Annotated in this window: 15 protein-coding genes; 7 read left to right on the top strand and 8 right to left on the bottom strand. The window is 56.9% G+C overall.

Features of this window, described 5'->3' with window-relative positions; all coding sequences use genetic code 11:
• Positions 1-768: 768 nt before the first annotated feature.
• From Q8O73_RS00695 to Q8O73_RS00665, 7 genes are all read right to left on the bottom strand, one after another.
• Positions 769-2,070 (bottom strand): esterase-like activity of phytase family protein, encoded by a 1,302-nt coding sequence (locus Q8O73_RS00695; protein ID WP_305553383.1) that lies wholly within the window; start codon positions 2,068-2,070, stop codon positions 769-771.
• Positions 2,071-2,206: 136 nt separating this feature from the next.
• A complete protein-coding gene (locus tag Q8O73_RS00690) occupies positions 2,207-2,809 on the bottom strand; it encodes a flavin reductase family protein (RefSeq protein ID WP_305553380.1) in 603 nt (200 codons plus the stop codon).
• A gap of 22 nt (positions 2,810-2,831) precedes the next feature.
• Positions 2,832-4,121, bottom strand: coding sequence for an amidohydrolase family protein (locus tag Q8O73_RS00685; RefSeq protein ID WP_305553377.1), 1,290 nt, complete (start codon positions 4,119-4,121; stop codon positions 2,832-2,834).
• 15 nt (positions 4,122-4,136) lie between these two features.
• Positions 4,137-5,078, bottom strand: a complete 942-nt coding sequence (locus tag Q8O73_RS00680) for an ABC transporter permease (RefSeq protein WP_305553374.1) — start codon at positions 5,076-5,078, stop codon at positions 4,137-4,139.
• Positions 5,065-6,153 carry an ABC transporter permease gene (locus Q8O73_RS00675; protein ID WP_305553371.1) on the bottom strand — a complete coding sequence of 363 codons (1,089 nt, stop codon included), beginning with the start codon at positions 6,151-6,153 and terminating at the stop codon, positions 5,065-5,067. The genes Q8O73_RS00680 and Q8O73_RS00675 overlap by 14 nt, the downstream gene beginning before the upstream one ends.
• The gene (locus tag Q8O73_RS00670) at positions 6,150-7,751 is read right to left on the bottom strand and encodes an ABC transporter ATP-binding protein (protein ID WP_305553368.1); all 1,602 of its coding nucleotides are present in this window, start codon (positions 7,749-7,751) and stop codon (positions 6,150-6,152) included. Before Q8O73_RS00670 ends, Q8O73_RS00675 begins: the two co-directional genes overlap by 4 nt.
• Before the next feature lie 80 nt (positions 7,752-7,831).
• Complete coding sequence (locus tag Q8O73_RS00665) at positions 7,832-8,839, bottom strand: BMP family protein (protein ID WP_305553365.1); 1,008 nt, start codon at positions 8,837-8,839, stop codon at positions 7,832-7,834.
• 413 nt (positions 8,840-9,252) lie between these two features.
• Here Q8O73_RS00665 and Q8O73_RS00660 point away from each other — a divergent pair, with 413 nt between their 5' ends.
• From Q8O73_RS00660 to Q8O73_RS00645, 4 genes are all read left to right on the top strand, one after another.
• Complete coding sequence (locus Q8O73_RS00660) at positions 9,253-10,041, top strand: class I SAM-dependent methyltransferase (protein WP_305553362.1); 789 nt, start codon at positions 9,253-9,255, stop codon at positions 10,039-10,041.
• A gap of 30 nt (positions 10,042-10,071) precedes the next feature.
• Positions 10,072-10,782: an arsenical resistance protein ArsH gene (gene arsH / locus Q8O73_RS00655; RefSeq protein WP_305553359.1), complete on the top strand. Its 711-nt coding sequence runs from the start codon at positions 10,072-10,074 to the stop codon at positions 10,780-10,782.
• Between the two features lie 159 nt (positions 10,783-10,941).
• Complete coding sequence (locus Q8O73_RS00650) at positions 10,942-12,042, top strand: site-specific DNA-methyltransferase (RefSeq protein ID WP_305553356.1); 1,101 nt, start codon at positions 10,942-10,944, stop codon at positions 12,040-12,042.
• A gap of 134 nt (positions 12,043-12,176) precedes the next feature.
• Entirely contained in the window at positions 12,177-12,371 is a 195-nt protein-coding gene (locus Q8O73_RS00645; RefSeq protein WP_305553353.1) for a hypothetical protein, read from the top strand.
• Between the two features lie 60 nt (positions 12,372-12,431).
• On the opposite strand, the gene mutY is transcribed toward Q8O73_RS00645, so the two are convergent.
• Positions 12,432-13,502 (bottom strand): A/G-specific adenine glycosylase, encoded by a 1,071-nt coding sequence (mutY, locus tag Q8O73_RS00640; RefSeq protein ID WP_305553351.1) that lies wholly within the window; start codon positions 13,500-13,502, stop codon positions 12,432-12,434.
• Positions 13,503-13,599: 97 nt separating this feature from the next.
• On the opposite strand from mutY, the gene Q8O73_RS00635 reads away from it, so the two are divergent.
• The 3 genes from Q8O73_RS00635 (at position 13,600) to Q8O73_RS00625 (ending at position 18,597) form a co-directional block, all read left to right on the top strand.
• A complete protein-coding gene (locus Q8O73_RS00635) occupies positions 13,600-14,199 on the top strand; it encodes a DUF721 domain-containing protein (protein ID WP_305553348.1) in 600 nt (199 codons plus the stop codon).
• Positions 14,200-14,363: 164 nt separating this feature from the next.
• The gene (locus Q8O73_RS00630; RefSeq protein WP_305553345.1) at positions 14,364-14,960 is read left to right on the top strand and encodes a DsbA family protein; all 597 of its coding nucleotides are present in this window, start codon (positions 14,364-14,366) and stop codon (positions 14,958-14,960) included.
• Between the two features lie 106 nt (positions 14,961-15,066).
• Positions 15,067-18,597, top strand: coding sequence for an AAA family ATPase (locus Q8O73_RS00625; protein ID WP_305553343.1), 3,531 nt, complete (start codon positions 15,067-15,069; stop codon positions 18,595-18,597).
• The last annotated feature ends 35 nt before the right edge of the window (positions 18,598-18,632 follow it).

Below are 18,632 nucleotides of genomic sequence, written 5' to 3'. Positions count from 1 at the left end.
ATCAGGGGTACTTGATATGGCGCCCATACCCCCGTCTGCCTCACCCGCCGCATCCGAAAATGCAGGCTTGGGTCTTCCTTCCGTCGTCGGGCCTTCGCCCCGCATCAACCGGCCCCGCCGCAAGACGGCTTTCCCGTCACCTCGACGGGAACCGGACACACTTCGGGCTTCTGCCCGCCGTGCCAACACCCCCGGCAAGGCCGGACAGCTCCCGCCACGATCCCGGCAGGCACGGCCAGCCACAATGCGCACCTTGGGCATCCGTCAGCCTCACCAACGGACCCGTCCCCCGCTCCTGCCACCCCCGGCATGGCCGGATAGCTCCCGCCCCGATCCGGGCAGGACGCGCCACCGACAAGACGCAATTCGGGCGTCCTGACAAATGGCCGGGTTAGCGGACCCGCGAAGTGCCACCGTAATGGCTTTTCCACCCGCCGGTCATCCTCTTGCGGGGTCGCCCGCCGCCTTGTCTGTCTCTGTAACGCTGCATCATCATCGCCTCTTTCCTCTGGCCCAAACGCAAAAACCCGCAAGGCTTATGCCTTGCGGGTTTCGGTCCGGGCGGATTTATCCCCTTGACTTTTCTGTTATGCCACAGCGAAAAGAACAAATCAAGAACTTTTTTCAAAAAATCTGAAAAAACTTTGGATATGTGCTGTCGTCTGATCGAAAATGCTGAAAAACCAATGGCTTGATGATGGCAACAGGATGCAGAAAACAAATCTGCATCCTGTCGTGCCGTGCCGGAATGTTACCGTAAAACGGTACTCAGTATTTGTCGGCCTGTACCAGCCCGTCAACCACCATCACCCGGGTGATTTCACCGGTGATGCCAAAATCATTATCGTTGATCATGGCCAGTTTGCCGTCACCCATGATGGCGAGGCCTTCGATTTTCGTCGGGGCCATCGGGTAATCGGCACTGTCAAAACGCAGGGTTTTGGCGGTGGCGATGATATCAGGTTTCGACAGGTCATTTTCCTGTTCCAGCGACGGGCGGGTGGCCATATCGTCCCAGCGGGTGGCAAGGATATTGGTTGCCCCGGCAAGGCTGATTTCGTGCAATTTGGTGGTGGCATCGGTACGTTCAAGAACCAGAAGACGGTCATCGCCAAGGGCCATCATCTCGGAAATGCGCGGGGCGCTCTGTTTTTTCGAGGGATCGTTGCGGAAGCTTTGCGGATCATCAAGCTGATAGACATATTCGCCGGTCAATTTGCGATTAACCCGGTCAAACACAAAAATCCGGGTGTTTTTTGCGGCCTTGAAGGCATCGGCATCCGGGTTTGCCAGCGGGTTCTGCATCATGAAATACAGTTTGCTTTCATCGGGCGAAACCGCCATCGATTCAATGCCGCGATTGTTCTGACGGGTGACCAGAATGGCCGGAAGACCGCCGGAAACCTTATAGGCGGCACCCTCAAAATCCTTTTCCGATCCGGCCGGAACGATGCGTTCCAGAACCGTGCCATCAGCCCCGACATGCAGGATGGAAGGCGCATTTTCCTCGCCAATCCAATAGGTGCCGTCGGCAAGGCGAATAATGCCTTCGGCGTCGATCGAGGAAACGGATTTTTCCAGCTCATGACCATTGAGATCGACCGGCGTTTCGGTGCTGGCAAGGCTCAGCTTGTTGGTCAGGCCGGTCAGGGGCACGCCATTTGTGTCTTTCAGCGTGATCACGTCCTTGATGTCAAAGCTGCCATCGTCATTCAGAAAGACGGTATAGATTGACGGGCTGTAATCCGGGGTCGGATAGATACGGACCTTGCGGCCCTGACAAATCGCATCGGCAGAAACGCCCAGAACGGTTTCGACATCGCCGCACACAAAATTGGGGCCGCGGTCCGAAACGGTATAAAACATATTGGCCGGGTCGCCGGGGCGGCGATAGGCCGCCGATCCGATCCCGACCGTCAGGTCGCGGGCCTTGCCACCATCGACCAGAACGGTTGACAGATTGTTGATCGCACTGGTGGTGTCATACATTTTGACGTCAGCCGCACTGGCGATCTGACAGGTCAGCAGGCCCGCCGCAAGGACGGTTCCGGCGATAAAAGTCCGTTTCATGGAAATTCCCCGATTGGCAATGAAAAAAGGCCCCGCGCCAAAGACGGCGGGGCACAGGCATCGGAAAGCATCTTATAAAACGGACATGTCGGTTTTGTTGCGGGTTGAATGCAGTTATGTGAATTTTAACAGGGATTTACCAGAAATCCTCGCGCCGGACGGTAAAGGTTTCTGCGACACTGGCATATTCGTGATAGCCCAGACGGGCCAGCGGCTCGAACAATGTGACATCCACCATGCCGTCACGAATGATCGCATCGTCAATATGCAGGCCGACCACAGTACCGATCACCATGGCATTTTTGCTTTGCGGGTCGGGGCCGGGTAACTCGACAATCTGGAACACCTTGCATTCCATATGGATCGGCACGCCTTTGATTCGGTGCGCCCGGACCAGTTTCCCCGGTTCCTTTTCAAGACCGGCATAGTCAAATTCATCCTCGCCGGGCGGCAATGGTGCCGAACAGAAATTGATTTCGCGCAGCATCGCGCGCGGGGCAACCGCGGCAATAAATTCGCCAGTTTCGCGGGCATTGTTCAGACTGTCAATCGATCCGCCAGATGCAAACATCACCATCGGCGGATTGCCGCACACCGCATTGAAAAACGAATAGGGTGCCAGATTGGCGCGCCCCTGAACATCGACAGTCGATATCCAGCCAATCGGGCGCGGTGCGACACAGGCCTTGAACGGATCATGTGGCAGGTTATGGGGTGTTTTGCCGGGTTCGTAAAACATGGTGTGGTTTCCGCAAATAGGGTCAGGCACCGGGCGCATAGGTTTCGGCCCGCAAGGTGCCGGGGCGCCCCGGCAGATCAAGGCTGGTTTGCCGGGTGGGGGTTTGCGCAATCACCTTGCCGCGCCGGATAACAAACAGGCGGTTGGCCCGCAGGCGGATTGCCTCGATGCTGTCTTTGGCCTGTAAAACCACAAGATCGGCATGGTTGCCAACCGCAATGCCATAGTTTTCCAGCCCCATGATTTTGGCCGGTTCGGTGGTGACGGCATCAAAACAGGCGCGGATATCGTCGCGTGACGTCATCTGGGCCACATGCAACCCCATTGATGCGACTTCCAGCATATCGCCCGATCCCATCGAATACCACGGATCCATCACGCAATCATGGCCAAAGGCAACAGTGATTCCGGCCTTGCGCAATTCAGGCACGCGGGTCATGCCGCGTCGTTTGGGATAGGTATCGTGACGGCCTTGCAGGGTGATATTGATCAGCGGATTGGCAATTGCCGCAATTTCCGATTCCGCCATCAGGGCGATCAGTTTCGAGACATAATAATTATCCATCGAATGCATCGATGTCAGATGCGACCCCGCCACCCGACCCTGAAGACCAAGGCGCTGCGTTTCACAGGTCAGGGTTTCGATATGACGCGACAAGGGATCATCTGTTTCATCGCAATGCAGATCAACGCGCAGCCCGCGTTCTGCGGCAATTTCGCACAATTCACGCACACTTTGCGCCCCCTCATTCATGGTGCGTTCAAAATGCGGAATCCCGCCAACCACATCGACCCCCTTGTCCAAGGCACGCAACAGATTCTGTTTGGCGGTCGGACTGCGGAAATAACCATCCTGCGGAAAGGCCACCAGTTGCAAATCGATATAGGGCGCGATCTGTTTTTTGACTTCCAGCAACGCATCCACCGCCAAAAGCCGGTCATCACAGACATCGACATGGCTGCGGATCGCCAGCAAACCCTGCGATACCGCAAGATCGCAATATTTAAGGGCGCGCTCAATCACGGCATCGATTGTCAGGATCGGTTTTAGCTCGCCCCACAATGCAATGCCTTCCAGAAGCGTGCCCGATTCATTCATCCGTGGCAAACCCAGCGACAGGGTGGCATCCATGTGGAAATGACAGTCAATGAAAGGCGGGCTGACCAGAAGGCCCGCGCAATCGATTTCCTGTGCCGCCGCGATGGCAAGGCGGGTGCCCAGATCGATAATCCTGCCATCCTTGCAGGCAATGTCGATGCCGGTGCGGCCATCGGGCAGGCTGGCGTTTTTCAATAACAGATCGGCTTGCATGTTCCGGTTTCCTTGTTACCGTTGGCCCTTGAACCACGGTGTCAACATCGCCTTGGGATAATCGGCCTTGCGGGCCACCACAATCAGGGCGGCAATCGATAACAGATAGGGCATCATCAGATAAACCTGCGACGGCAGGAACGATCCGACTTCGGTTTGCAGCCGCACCTGAAAGGCATCAAACGCACCAAACAATAACGCCCCGATCAGGGCCTTGCCCGGTCGCCAGCTGGCAAAAACCGTCAGGGCAATACACACCCAGCCCCGGCCATTGATCATGCCAAAGAAAAAGGCGTCAAAGGCCGACATGGTCAAAAATGCCCCGCCCAGCGCCATGATCGACGATCCGACAACAATCGCGCCGATGCGCAATCCATACACCGATAACCCCTGGGCCTCGACCGATGACGGATTATCCCCCACCGCCCGGATCGCAAGGCCCAGCGGGGTGCGATACAACACCCATGCCGTCGCCCCGACCAGAAACAGGGCCAGCATCGTTAATGCCGTTTGCGAAAACAGGGCCGTGCCCAGAAACGGCATATCGGACAGAAACGGGATATCAAGCGGTTGAAACGGTGTGATGCGCGGTGGCGAGGACACATTGGGCAGGGCGGTGCGATAGGTGAAATAGGACATGCTGGTCGCCAGCAAGGTCACACCAATTCCCGACACATGTTGCGACAGGCCCAGCGGCACAGTCAAAATCGCATGGATCATGCCAAAAAATGCCCCGGCAAGGGCCGCAACCGCCACCCCGCCCCACAGGCCCGCCCCCAGCCATACCGCCATCCAGCCCGCCATTGCTCCGGCGGTAAAAATCCCCTCGATCCCAAGGTTTAAAACCCCGGCCCGTTCGCAAATCAGCGCGCCCAGAACCCCGAAAATCAACGGGGTGGCAATGCGGATTGATGCCGCCCAGAAATTGGCGCTTAGCAGGATATCAAGGATTTCCATGATGGCTTTCTTTCCCCTGACGGCGTTCAAAAATCACGCGGAAGCGCACCAGAAACCCGCCAACCAGCACGCACAGCAACGACATCGCAACAATCAGATCGGCCAGATAGCTTGATACGCCGATGGCGCGGCTCATGGAATCGGCACCGACAAAGACCGAGGCGACAAACAAGGCCGATATGATCACGCCAATTGGCGACAGACGTGCCAGCATGGCAACGACAATCCCGGCATACCCAAAGCCGGGCGACAGATCGGTCGCCAGATAACCCCGCGTCCCGGCGGCCTCGGACACCCCGGCCAAACCGGCGAGCCCCCCCGACAGGGCGGCAACAAGAATCATGGTTTTGGTCACCGAAATCCCGGCAAATCTGGCGGCGGCGGCGTTTTCGCCCACCGCACGAATTTCAAATCCCCACACCGTGCGTTTGATGAAAATCGCCAGGGCAATCGCACAAATCAGCGCAATCACCAACCCCAGATGCACCCGCATCCGGGTGATCAGGGCGGGCAGGGCGGCTTCGTCAATCACCGGGGCCGATTGCGGCCAGCCCATCGACATCGGGTCTTTCAACGCCCCTTCCAGCATCATCTGGACAAACAGCAAGACAATGAAGTTCAACAATAAGGTGGTGACAACTTCATCAACGCCCAGCCGGACTTTCAGGATGGTAGGGCCGATCAACATCAATGCCCCGGCAACGGCCCCGGCAATCAAAACAGCGGGGATCATCACCCATGACGGGCCGGAAATCATGCCTGACCCAATGGCAACAGCGGCCATCGCCCCCATGTAAAGCTGCCCTTCGGCCCCGATATTCCACAGTTTGGCGCGAAAGGCGATGGCGGCGGCAAGTCCGGTCAGGATCAAGGGCGTTGCACGGGTCAGCATTTCCGATACGGCAAAGACCGATCCAAAGGCCCCCGTCACCATCAGGCCATAGGCGCGAAACACCGGCGCCCCGGCAAGGGCCAGAGGAATCGCCGCCAACAGCAGTGCTGTGATGGCGGCCAGCATCGGGACGCCATAGACCAGAAAGGCCGCAGGATTGCTGCGCGGTTCAAACCGGATCATGCTGTGGTTCCTTCCGGTGCGGGTCCATTGTCAGGGGAATGCCGACTGTGCCCCGCCATCATCAGGCCCAGTTCGGATCGGTTGATATCATCGGTGGGCAGGGTTTCGGAAACATGTCCGGAATGAATGACGGCAATCCTGTCTGACAGCATCAGCAATTCATCAAGATCTTCGGAAATCAGAATGACGGCAGCCCCCCGGTCGCGGGCATCCAGCAGGCGGCGATGGACTTCGGCCTGTGCGCCGACATCCAGCCCGCGGGATGGCTGATTGGCAAGGATCAGATTGGGGGATTTTTCCAGAACACGGGCCAGAATCAGTTTCTGAATATTGCCCCCGGATAACAGCCGGGCCGGGGCGTCAGGGCTGGGGCAACGCACATCATACCCGGCAATTGCGGTTTGCGCCCGGTTGCGGATGGCATCGAATTTCAAAAAACCGAAATGTTGCAAATCCGTGCTGTGAATATCTTCAATCGCAATGTTTTCCGCGACACTCATCGCCCCGATCACACCGTCATGGTGGCGGTCTTCGGGGATGCGGGCAATGCCGTTGCGGGAAAATTTCCGGGCATCAAAATCGGTAATGGTTTCGCCAAAAATCCTGACTGTGCCGCGATCCGGGCGTTCCAGCCCGGCAATCAGTTGCGCCAGGGCGCTTTGCCCGTTGCCCGATACCCCGGCAATACCCAGAATTTCACCTTCATGGGCGGTCAGGCTGGCATCGATCAATGACCGTCTGGCATCGCCGCGATCAATCGTGACATGCTCAAGCTGCAACACCGGCTTGCCGGGTGTTTTGGCGCTGCGGCGGCTGACCGGGACATCGCGGCCAACCATCAGTTCGGCAATCGACCGGCGGTCGGCGTCTGCGGTGCTGATTTCACCGACCTTGGCCCCGCCGCGCAACACCGCAATGCGGTGCGATACTGCCAGAACCTCGGCCAGTTTGTGGGCGATGATGATAACGGCCAATCCGCCCTGTGCCAGTTGCCGCAGGGTGGCAAACAGGCTGTCGGCTTCTTGCGGGGTTAAAACGGCGGTGGGTTCATCCAGAACCAGCAACCGTGCATTGCGATACAGCGCCTTGAGAATCTCCACCCGCTGTTTTTCGCCGACGGTCAGGCGATGTACCGGCTGATCCAGATCGACCTTCAAACCCGATTCTGCCATCAGGGCATTCAGTTTGCGCCGGGGTGTCGCCTTATCGCGCCACAGGCGCAATACCGGTTCGGTGCCAAGGACGATGTTATCAAGACCGGTCAGATTATCGGCCAGGGTGAAATGCTGATGGACCATGCCGATCCCGGCATCAATTGCCGCCTGTGGTGCGCCGGGTTCCAGCGGCACCATGTCGCCATTTTCTCCTGCCACCAGAACCACCCCGTCATCGGCGACATAATGGCCAAACAGGATGTTCATCAGCGTGGTTTTGCCTGCACCGTTTTCGCCCAAAAGCGCAACGATTTCGCCGCGATGGACATCAAGGTCAATCGCATCATTGGCAATCAGCGGGCCAAATTTTTTGGTGATCCCGGCCAGTGACAGCAACAAATCAGCAGGGTTTGGGGAAGAAGGCCGTTTGGCTTCTGGGGGCATGGGCGGGGTGTCCATTCTGGCGGATGGAAAAAGGGCAGTCCGGCAATGGTGCGGACTGCCCTTTGCAAGAGGCGGCTATATTACATGGATGACTGCGGTTCGCCATCATTGACATTGACGCGGAACATGCCGTCCAGAATTTCGGCCTGTTTGGCTTCGACTTCGGTGACGGTTTCAGCCGGAACCAGTGCCGGATCAAGGACAAGGCTGCCGCCGCCATAGCTCATAAAGCTGTATTGGCCGTAATCGGCGGCTTCAAAACTGCCATCCTTTACCGCCGCAATGGCGCGGTCGATGGTCGGTTCCATATGCCACAATGCACTGCCCAGAATGGTGCCGGGATAATCCGCCGCGGTATCGATCACATTGCCAATCGCCAGAACATTTCGTTCCTTGGCTGCATCGGAAACGCCAAACCGTTCCGCATACAGAATATCCGCACCCTGATCGACCATCGCAAAGGCCGATTCCTTGGCCTTGGGCGGGTCGTACCAGCTATTGATAAAGGTCACCATGAATTTCACATCGGGATTAACCGACAAGGCGCCATCCATAAAGGCATTCATCAGGCGGTTGACCTCGGGAATGGCATAACCACCGACCATGCCGATCTTGTTGGTTTTGGTGGCCTTGCCTGCCGCCATACCGACCAGATAGCTGGGTTCGTGAATCCAGTTGTCAAACACGGAAAAGTTTTCACCCGACGGACCAAAACTGGACCCCATCAGAAAGGCGGTATCGGCATATTCCGAGGCAACCTTGCGTGCGGCACGTTCAACGCCGAATACTTCGCCAATGATCAGGCCTGCGCCGTTTTCAGCATATTCGCGCATCACCCGTTCATAATCGGTGTTGGCGACATTTTCGGAAAATTCATAGGCAATGTCACCGCGTTCCTGGGCGGCATTCAATGCCTTGTGGATGCGCGATACCCATTGCTGTTCTACCGGAACCGTGTAAATCGCCGCTACTTTCAGCGGATCGGCGGCCTGTGCCGGGGTGGTAAGCCCCAAGGCGGTAACAGCCGTAAAAGCCGCAGCGGCGACAATCATCGTCCGCCGAGTAAAGCCATAAAGACCTGATTTCATTATATTGCCCCTGAGTAAGGTCGAAAAAGCATCGTTTTGTTGCGTTGCATATTTATTGTTCAGATATTCTACACGTTCATAAAGCTGACGCAATGGTCAAGAATGGCGGGGCGTGCCGTGGATCACATGTTAAAACCACATTCTGTTCGCCACAAAAAACCGGCCTGTTTCACCCGTTGCAACCGCGGTGATCCACGAGGAATGACGATATGTCTGATAATCAATAAGGTACTGTTGGTGACAGCGGCAGGGACCCGGAAAATGCGAAACGCCCCTTTTCGCTATCTGGTTGTGCGGAAGGCGGGCGATTTTTATAACCCCGAATGGCACAAGATTATGTCGCCTGCCAGAAGGCATCCCTGATATCGTTTGGGGGATGTCGGGTATTCCCGAGCCGCAGACAGGAAATCAAGATGAAATCATCCGCCGCCGATATCTATGAAATTGCGATGGGACGCTGGAGCCGCCGTCTGGCGCGTGCTTTTCTGGCTTTTGTCGAAGCCCCGGCGCAGGGGGCGCTTCTGGATGTTGGTTGCGGCACCGGAAGTCTGACCCTTGCCGCCGCCACCCGTTATCCCGATGCCAATATTCTGGGGATCGATCTTTTATCGGATTATCTGCACGAAGCCTTGATGCATTCCGCCCCCAATGCCCGGTTTGAAACGGCGGATGCCACCGCCTTGCCCTATGCCGATCACAGTTTTGAGGCGGCTTTTTCGCAACTGGTTCTTAATGATCTGGAAGATTCCCGCAAGGCGGTCGATGAAATGGTGCGTGTCACCCGGCCAGGCGGCGTGATTGCCGCAACAGTTTGGGACCGGGCTGGAGGATTGGGGTTTTTGCGGTTGTTTCTGGATGCCACGGCTGTTTTTCTGGATCAGCCGGGCGAGGATTTGCGCGCCCGGATTTTCGATGTGCCCCATAAAAACGAGGATGATCTGATCGACCTTTGGGCCGATGCGGGGCTGAAAGATGTCAACAGCGCGACCATTTCGATCCGCATGGATTTCCTTGATTTTGGCGATTATTGGGATTCCCTGATGGGGGCGCACAGCCTGATCCCCAAATTTATCGGCGAACTGGATATCGACACCACCCGCCAGCTTGAGGCGACTGTCAGACGCGCCTATCAGGGCGGGGCTGCGGATGGCCGCCGGTCGCTGGTGGCATCCGCACTGGCGGTGCGCGGGATCATTGCCTGAACCAACCGGATAAAAGAAAGAAACCAATCCATGACGGATCTGCCCAATATTGCCTTTCCGGCCTTTGACATTCCCAGTGCGGAAAAAGTCGAAACAACGGTAACGCCCGATCATGCACCGCGCATTTTGTTGTTGTATGGATCCTTGCGTGCCCGGTCGTTCAGCCGTCTTGCCTGTGAGGAAGCCGCCCGGATTTTGCAGGAATTTGGTGCCGAAACCCGGATGTTTGACCCGCGTGGCCTGCCCTTGCCCGATGAAAGCCCCGATACCCATCCCAAGGTAGCGGAATTGCGCGATTTGATGATGTGGTCCGAGGGGCAGGTCTGGTGTTCGCCCGAGCGGCACGGGGCGATGACCGGTATTTTGAAAACGCAACTGGACTGGGTGCCGTTATCATTGGGGGCCGTGCGCCCGACCCAGGGCAAGACATTGGCCTTGATGCAGGTTTCGGGCGGGTCGCAATCCTTTAACGCGGTTAATCAGATGCGCATTCTGGGGCGCTGGATGCGGATGTTTACCATTCCCAATCAGTCGTCGGTGGCCAAGGCCTTTATGGAATTTGACGATCAGGACCGGATGAAACCATCGCCCTATTATGACCGCATCGTCGATGTGATGGAAGAATTGTTCAAATTCACCCTGCTGTTGCGCGGGCGCACCGATTATCTGGTAGACCGGTATAGCGAGCGCAAGGAAACCGCAGAACAGCTAAGCCAGAGGGTCAATCAGCGGTCGATTTGAGCGCCATAAATCGTTCCTGATGTAGGGCGCAGTCATTAACATTGTCTAAACGGCTGAAATTACTTTTAAAGTTGTGCGACTCCGCAGAAATTTTCGGAGTCTGTTAACTTTTTGCGACGATGCTTTCGTCAGGTTTCAAGGGGGAACTGCGAAAGCATCATGACAAAAAAGCACACATTACCGCTTGATCAGGTTTTAGTTGGCGACTGCATCGAACTGATGAACGCCCTGCCGGAAAAATCCGTCGATCTGATCTTTGCCGATCCGCCCTATAATCTTCAATTGGGTGGGGATTTGCTGCGGCCAAACAATACCAAGGTGGACGCGGTCGATGATCATTGGGATCAGTTCGACAGTTTCCGCCATTATGACGAATTTTCGCGTGACTGGCTGATGGCGGCGCGGCGGGTTCTGAAGGATACCGGCGCAATCTGGGTGATTGGTTCCTATCACAATATCTATCGTGTCGGCACGGTGATGCAGGATATCGGATATTGGGTATTGAACGATATCGTCTGGCGCAAAACCAATCCGATGCCAAATTTCCGGGGCAAACGGTTCTGCAATGCGCATGAAACCTTGCTGTGGTGTTCCAAAAACGCCGATCAAAAGGCCATCACCTTTAATTACGAGGCGATGAAGCAACTTAATGAAGGATTGCAGATGCGATCCGACTGGTTGCTGCCGATTTGTTCGGGAACGGAACGCCTGAAAGACACCAAAGGTAAAAAGGTCCATCCGACCCAAAAACCCGAAGCCCTGTTACAGCGTGTTCTTCTGGCGACTACCCGACAGGGGGATGTCGTGCTGGATCCGTTTTTTGGCACTGGCACCACCGGGGCGGCCGCACGCCGTCTGGGCCGTCATTTCATCGGTCTGGAACGCGAAGCCGACTATGCCGAGGCGGCAAAGGAACGAATTTCCCGTGTTCAGATGCTGGATGGTGACAGCCTTGAAACGACCGAGTCGAAACGGTCCTTGCCGCGCATCCCGTTTGGTGCGGTAATCGAACGCGGCCTGTTGTCACCGGGCGATAAAATCTATGACAACCGGGGCAATGTTGCCGCCATGGTCCGCGCCGACGGGTCGGTCGCCTATAAGGATGATGCCGGATCGATCCATCAGATCGGCGCACGCGCTCAGGGTGCAGAGGCTTGTAATGGCTGGACTTACTGGCATTACAAATGCGATGGTCGTCTGGTTTGCATTGACAATCTGCGCGACCAGTTGCGTCAGGAAATGTCACAGATTTCGGCCTGACCGAATGTAACCGGTAAGACCAGAATAACAGATTTGTGAAGGCCGCCGTCAGGGTAATCTGGCGGCGGTCTTTGGCTTTTTTTGCAAAATCTGTTATGGTTTAAACCGAATTAGAGTTTTAACGGGAGTATCTCATGCAGGTTGGCGCACCCAATCCGGTCTTTGCCCCGAACCCTTTGCAGGTTCAGCAGGCAGTTGCCCCGATTGCCGAAACCGGCAGTAATGATTTGCAAAGTCCGGCGGATCAGCGTGTTGAACAGGCCGCCGCAGCAGAAACCGCGCAAAGTTCCGCAACAGGCCGTGGTCAGGTGATCGATATCTTCGCCTGATACCGTAACTGTTGTGATTTAAAAGGCCCGCTGCCCCCGTGCGCGGGCCTTTTTATGGCTTTATCCGTGTGTCAGGGCATGGCGGACGATTTTTTTCATCAGGGTTGGCAGGGCATAATCGGCCAACCCGTCAATCGTCGTCCAGACCCCGTTGATATCATCCGGATTATTGGTACTGGTTCGGGTGGTCAGGACGGTGATTTCCAAATGAAAATGGGTAAAAGTATGGCCGACTGTGCCATCAAGTTCCTGCCATGTGGCCTTGATCGGGGCTTCGGACAGCATCACATCGTCGGGGGCGTCAATCACCCGCCAGTCACTGCCGGGGATTTCATACATCCCGCCCAGTAATCCTTTTTCCGGTCGCCGCCGCAACAGAATTTGACCATCATCGCGGACCACCCAGAATGCATAACCCACCCGGGTTGGTTTGGCCGGTTTTTTGCGTTTTTTGGGGAGATCGGCGGCAATGCCGATTTTGCGGCCCTCGCACGGGGTTTGCCACGGGCAAATGCCGCAGGCCGGATTGCGCGGGGTACAAATCGTTGCCCCCAGATCCATCAGGGCCTGAGCATAATCGCCGGGGCGATCCGGCGGGGTGAGGACGGCGGATTTTTCCTTTATGTCCGGTTTGACATCGGGAAGCGGTGTGGTCAGGGCAAACAACCGCGAAATTACCCGTTCAATATTGCCATCGACCGGACTTGTATGCCGGTTAAAGGCGATCGCGGCAACGGCGGCGGCGGTATAGGGTCCAATACCGGGAAGGGATAACAGGCCATCTTCGGTATCGGGGAAAATGCCATTATGGTCACGAGCGACAACTTGTGCGCATTTGTGCAAATTACGCGCCCTTGCGTAATATCCCAATCCCTGCCACGCATGCAGAACTTCGTCCAGATCGGCATTGGCCAGATCGGTTACGGTTGGCCAGCGCCCCAGAAAGGCCGAAAAATAGGGTCCCACCGTGATGACGGTGGTTTGTTGCAGCATGATTTCGCTTAGCCAGACATGATAGGGATCCGGGGTTTCTCCCGGTTCGGCGCGCCACGGCAGGGTGCGGTGATGACGGTCGTACCAGTCCAGCATGGTGCGGCCCAGCGCATGGGTTTCTTCTGGCGTGAAATGCACGACGTTCCCGTGATATGTTAAGGGTGAAATTAAGGATGCGGGACCTTCCCGTTTGGCTGACCCTACGGAAGAAGCAGGCGTGAGCAAGAAAAAAGATATGAGCGATACAGATAAATCTGCCGGGGCGGATCAAAATGCCACACCCGATGCAGGCAGCATTGCGGCAAAAAATGCAGTAAAAAAGAAACAGCGCATCACCCCGATGGCCGAGCCGGAAAGGCGGGCCGGGCTGCGCAATGTGGCACCGATTGTCTCGATCCTCACACGGCCTTTGGTGCGCAAACGTGGATTTTTTCAGGCCGAAATTCTGGTCAATTGGGGCGAAATTGTCGGGCGCGATATTGCCGATCTGACCATGCCGGTGCGTTATGCGCCGCCACGGGGCGAAAATGCCGGGGGTGGGACGCTGACCATCCGGGTGGCTGGAGTGGTGGCGCTGGAACTGCAACATCGCATGCCGCAAATCATCGAACGGGTGAATACCTATTTCGGGTATCGGGCGGTGGAGCGGATCAAGATGATGCAGGGTGATATTGCCCGCCCCGAACGCACTGTCAAAGTGCCGGTGATTGTGCCCGATGGTCCGATCAGCAGCCGCACCGAAAAACTGATTGAACAAATCGAAGACCCGGCCCTGCGCGAGGTTTTGACCCGGTTAGGCCGTCATATCAGCGGGGCGGCCCGCGCCAAACCCTGACCTGGATGACCGAATCAACCAGGAAACAGGGCTGATCATGGATTTGCCGCATTTTGTTTCGATGCTGGCGACTCGTTGATGTGATGGCGGTTTCGGGGCGCAGGTTGACTTGTTCGCCGCAACAGGCTTGTAATCGCAAAATATTGTTTTAACGGAGGTTTCCTTTGCTCAAGCCGGTCAAATATCTTGCTGCGGTATTTTTTGTGTCAATGACGGCCCTGTCATCGCAGGGGGCGGATGCGCTCGAATATAAGGAACATGTGCTGGGCAATCCCGATGCCCCGGTGACGATCATTGAATATGCGTCGCTGACCTGTTCGCATTGTGCGGCTTTTCACACTGAAATTTTACCGGAAATCAAAAAGGAATTGCTTGATACCGGCAAGGCCAAACTGGTTTTCCGCGATTATCCACTTGATGGTGTGGCGTTGCGGGCATCGGCGATTGCGCAATGCGCCGGGGATGACCGGTATTTTGGTGTTCTGGGCATGTTGTTCAAATCGCAATCGACCTGGGCGCGCAGCGAAGACCCGATTGCCGCAATCAAGGAAACGGTTCGGTTTGCCGGTATGGATGGCGATGCGGTTGATGCCTGCATGGCCGATGAAGAACTGGTGAAGGGGATTGTCGCATCGCGCCTGCGCGGTGAACAGGAACACAATGTCAATTCGACGCCCAGTTTCGTGATCGATGGCAAAACATTTCCGGGATCGCGCGATCTGAAATTTTTTGCCGACAAGGTCGAAGACCTGACCAACTAGGCCAGAACCTGATTTGGGACAGGGAATAATAACATCACATGATCGTTGCCCGTATCCAAGGCGGGCAACGATCAGGGTTCGCAATGTGACGGACCGGGGGCGCTGATTGGTCCAGTTTAAATCGTTACGGCTGACAGGGTTTAAATCCTTTGTCGATTCGACCGAATTGCTGGTCGAGGACGGGCTGACCGGTGTGGTTGGCCCGAATGGCTGTGGCAAATCCAATCTGGTCGAGGCGCTGCGCTGGGTAATGGGGGAAACTTCGGCCAAGCAGATGCGCGGCAGCGACATGTCGGACGTCATTTTTGGCGGTACATCGTCACGTCCGGCCCGCAATGTTGCCGAGGTCTGTGTTGTTCTTGATAACAGTGAACGTCGTGCCCCGGCGATGTTCAATGACCACGAAGAACTGGAAGTCACCCGCCGGATCGAACGCAATGGCGGGTCGAACTACAAGGTGAATGGCAAGGATGTGCGATCGCGCGATGTGCAATTGCTGTTTGCCGATGCGGCGACCGGAGCGCGGTCAACCGCGATGGTGTCGCAGGGCAAGATCGGTGCGCTGATTGGGGCGAAACCGTCGCAACGCCGCCTTGTCCTTGAAGAAGCAGCCGGGATCACCGGCCTGCATTCCCGCCGCCACGAAGCAGAATTGCGCCTGAAAAGTGCCGAACAGAATATGGAACGTCTTGAAGACGTTCTGGTGACGCTTGATGCCCAGATTGCCTCGTTGCAAAAACAGGCCCGTCAGGCGCAACGTTATCGCACCCTGTCCGATTCGATCCGCCAGACCGAGGCGCTGTTATTTTATATTCGCTGGCAGGATGGCGAGAAACGCCGGGCCGATGCACGGGAATTGCTGGTGGCGGGCGAATCGGCGGTGCGTGATCTGAGCAGCCTTGTGACCGAGGCGACCACCCGGCAGGTTCATATCGCAGCATCATTGCCCGATTTGCGCAAGAACGAGGCCGAAGCAGCCAGTGCCTTGCAACGCTTGCTGATTGAACGTGAAGGTCTGGATCGGGACCGCCAGCAAATCGAAACCCAGATGACGCAATTGCGCGCCCGCATTGATCAGGTCATTGCCGATCTGGCCCGCGAGGCGGAACTGGCCAATGACGCACAAGGCGCACTGGACCGGCTGAAGGCGGAACGTGCGGAACTTGCCGATGCCCAGGGCGGCGAAGATGATGACATCGAAATCGCCCGTGGCAAAGTACAGGAAACGGCGGAACATGTTGCGCAACTGGAACAGACGGTTGACGATCTGACATCGCAGGCTGCGGCCGAAGAAGCCCGGGTACGCAGCGTTCAGCAACGTCTGACCGAATTGGCCGCACGGCGCATTCGCCTGAATGACCGCCTTGACGAGGCGGTGGTGAAACTTGACGACATTCTGGTCGATGCCGATTTCGCCGAACAGCTTGAAGATGCCGCCCTTGCCATTGCCGAATGTGAGGCGGTTTGCGAACAGCGCCAGGCAGCCATCGAAGATGCCGAAATGCGTCTGTTGGCATTGCAGGACCGCGAGGAAGCGGTGCGCGCCACCGAACAGGATGCTCGCACCGCCCAACGCGATATCGAGGGGGCGAAGGCCCGCCTTGTCGCCGAAATCGAGGCGCTGCGCAGTTTGCTGGCGGTTGATGAAAACCGCGAACACGGCCCGGTGATCGAACAAATAACGGTTGCCGACGGGTTGGAACTGGCCGTTGCCGCCGCCCTTGGTGAAGACCTTGACGCCGCCGAACAAACCGATGCACCAACCCACTGGACCCAAACCGGTGCCGGGGTAGATGATCCGGTCTTGCCCGATGGTGCAGAACCACTTGCCGCCCATGTTAAAGGCCCTGTTGTCCTTGCGCGGCGCCTGGCGCAAATTGGGGTGGTGGCGGATGAACAAACCGGTGCGACACTGGCCGCTGATCTGAAACCCGGTCAGCGTCTGGTCTCACGGGACGGGGCCTTGTGGCGCTGGGACGGCTATCGCATCCGGGCCGGGGCGGAATTGCCTGCTGCTGTCCGGTTGCGTCAGCGCAGCCGACTGGTTGTTCTGGCCGCCGAATGCGATGATATGGATGCGGTGCTGGACGCCGCTGTGGAACGCGCCGACGAAGCCAGCGAAGCGGTACAGCGCCTGCAAGATGACATGGACCGCGCCCGTCAGGCCGAACAGGACAGCCACCGTGTCCTGCGCGAGGCGCAAAACGAATTGTCCCGCGCCCGCGAGGAACTGGCCCACTTTCAGCGCGAGGCCGCAGCGGTTGAAACCCGTGCGACGGCGGCACGCGAAGCGGTGGCACGTCACCGCCAGGACCTTGACGAATTGATCGCCGAACAAACGGCCCTTGTCGGCACCACCGAAAGCAGCGAGGGGCTGTTTGAACTGAAAGCCAGCCTTGGCGAACAGCGTGCCGAACTTTCCAATGCTCGTGCCGACCATATGGAAGCCCGAAGCCAGCTTGAACGGATGCAGCGCGATATGTCGGGGCGGCGCAAGCGGCTGGAATTTGTCGAAAGCGAAATTGCGTCGTGGAAAGATCGGGCCGAAGGGGCCGGGGACCGGGTGGCGGAACTGCGCGAGCGTCAGGAAATGACGCAGATGGAACTTGAAGACTTGCAAATGCGGCCTGATGAGATCGAGGAACGCCGGGCGGTTCTGTCGGACCGGATTGTTCTGGCCGAACAAACGCGCAAGGATGGGGCCGATGCCCTTGCGACGGCGGAAACCGCGCAGCGTGAGGCTGATATTGCAGTCAAGGAATCCGAACAGAAACTGGCCGAAGCCCGCGAAGGCCGGGTGCGGTGTGAGGCCTTGTTGGAACAGGCCGAACAGCATCGCCGCGATCTGATGGAGCGCATTCGCGAACGCCTCAATACCGTGCCCGATCAACTGGCCGAACTGGCTGAAATCGATATGAGCCAGACCTTGCCGTCCGAGGCAGATATTGATGCCCGTCTGCAACGTCAGACTCGCGAACGGGAAAATCTGGGTGCGGTCAATTTGCGGGCCGAGGTCGAACTGGCTGAAATGACCGAACAAAAAGACACCCTGATCACCGAACGCGATGATCTGGTGGCGGCGATTGACAAATTGCGTAATGGCATCAATCAGCTTAACCGCGAAGCCCGCGTCCGACTGAACAAGGCCTTCACCGAGGTGGACAAGCATTTCCGGCAATTGTTTGTGCGGCTGTTTGGCGGTGGTCATGCCTATCTGATGCTGACCGAAGCGGATGATCCCCTTGATGCCGGGTTGGAAATCATGGCATCCCCGCCGGGCAAGAAATTGCAACATCTGTCATTGCTGTCGGGTGGTGAACAGGCCCTGACGGCGATGGCCTTGCTGTTTGCGGTATTTATGACCAACCCGGCCCCGATTTGCGTGCTGGACGAGGTCGATGCGCCGCTTGATGACGCCAATGTGGACCGTTTTTGCAAATTGCTTGAGGCGATTGGCCGTCATGCCAATACCCGTTTTCTGGTGATTACCCATCACCGCATGACGATGGCGCGGATGACGCGCCTGTTTGGCGTGACGATGGCCGAACGCGGGGTGTCATCACTGGTGTCGGTCGATCTGCGCGAAGCCGAAATCTATTCACAGAAAGAGCAAAAAGAACTCGACTTTACCGGTTGAGTTTCCGGACCTTATGCGTTCAGACAGGTTTCCCC

This window comes from Thalassospira sp. (assembly GCF_030690045.1).
In the GTDB taxonomy this organism is placed as follows: domain Bacteria; phylum Pseudomonadota; class Alphaproteobacteria; order Rhodospirillales; family Thalassospiraceae; genus Thalassospira.
Note: the sequence above shows the minus strand (reverse complement) of the source record. Positions and strands in the feature narration are given on the sequence as shown.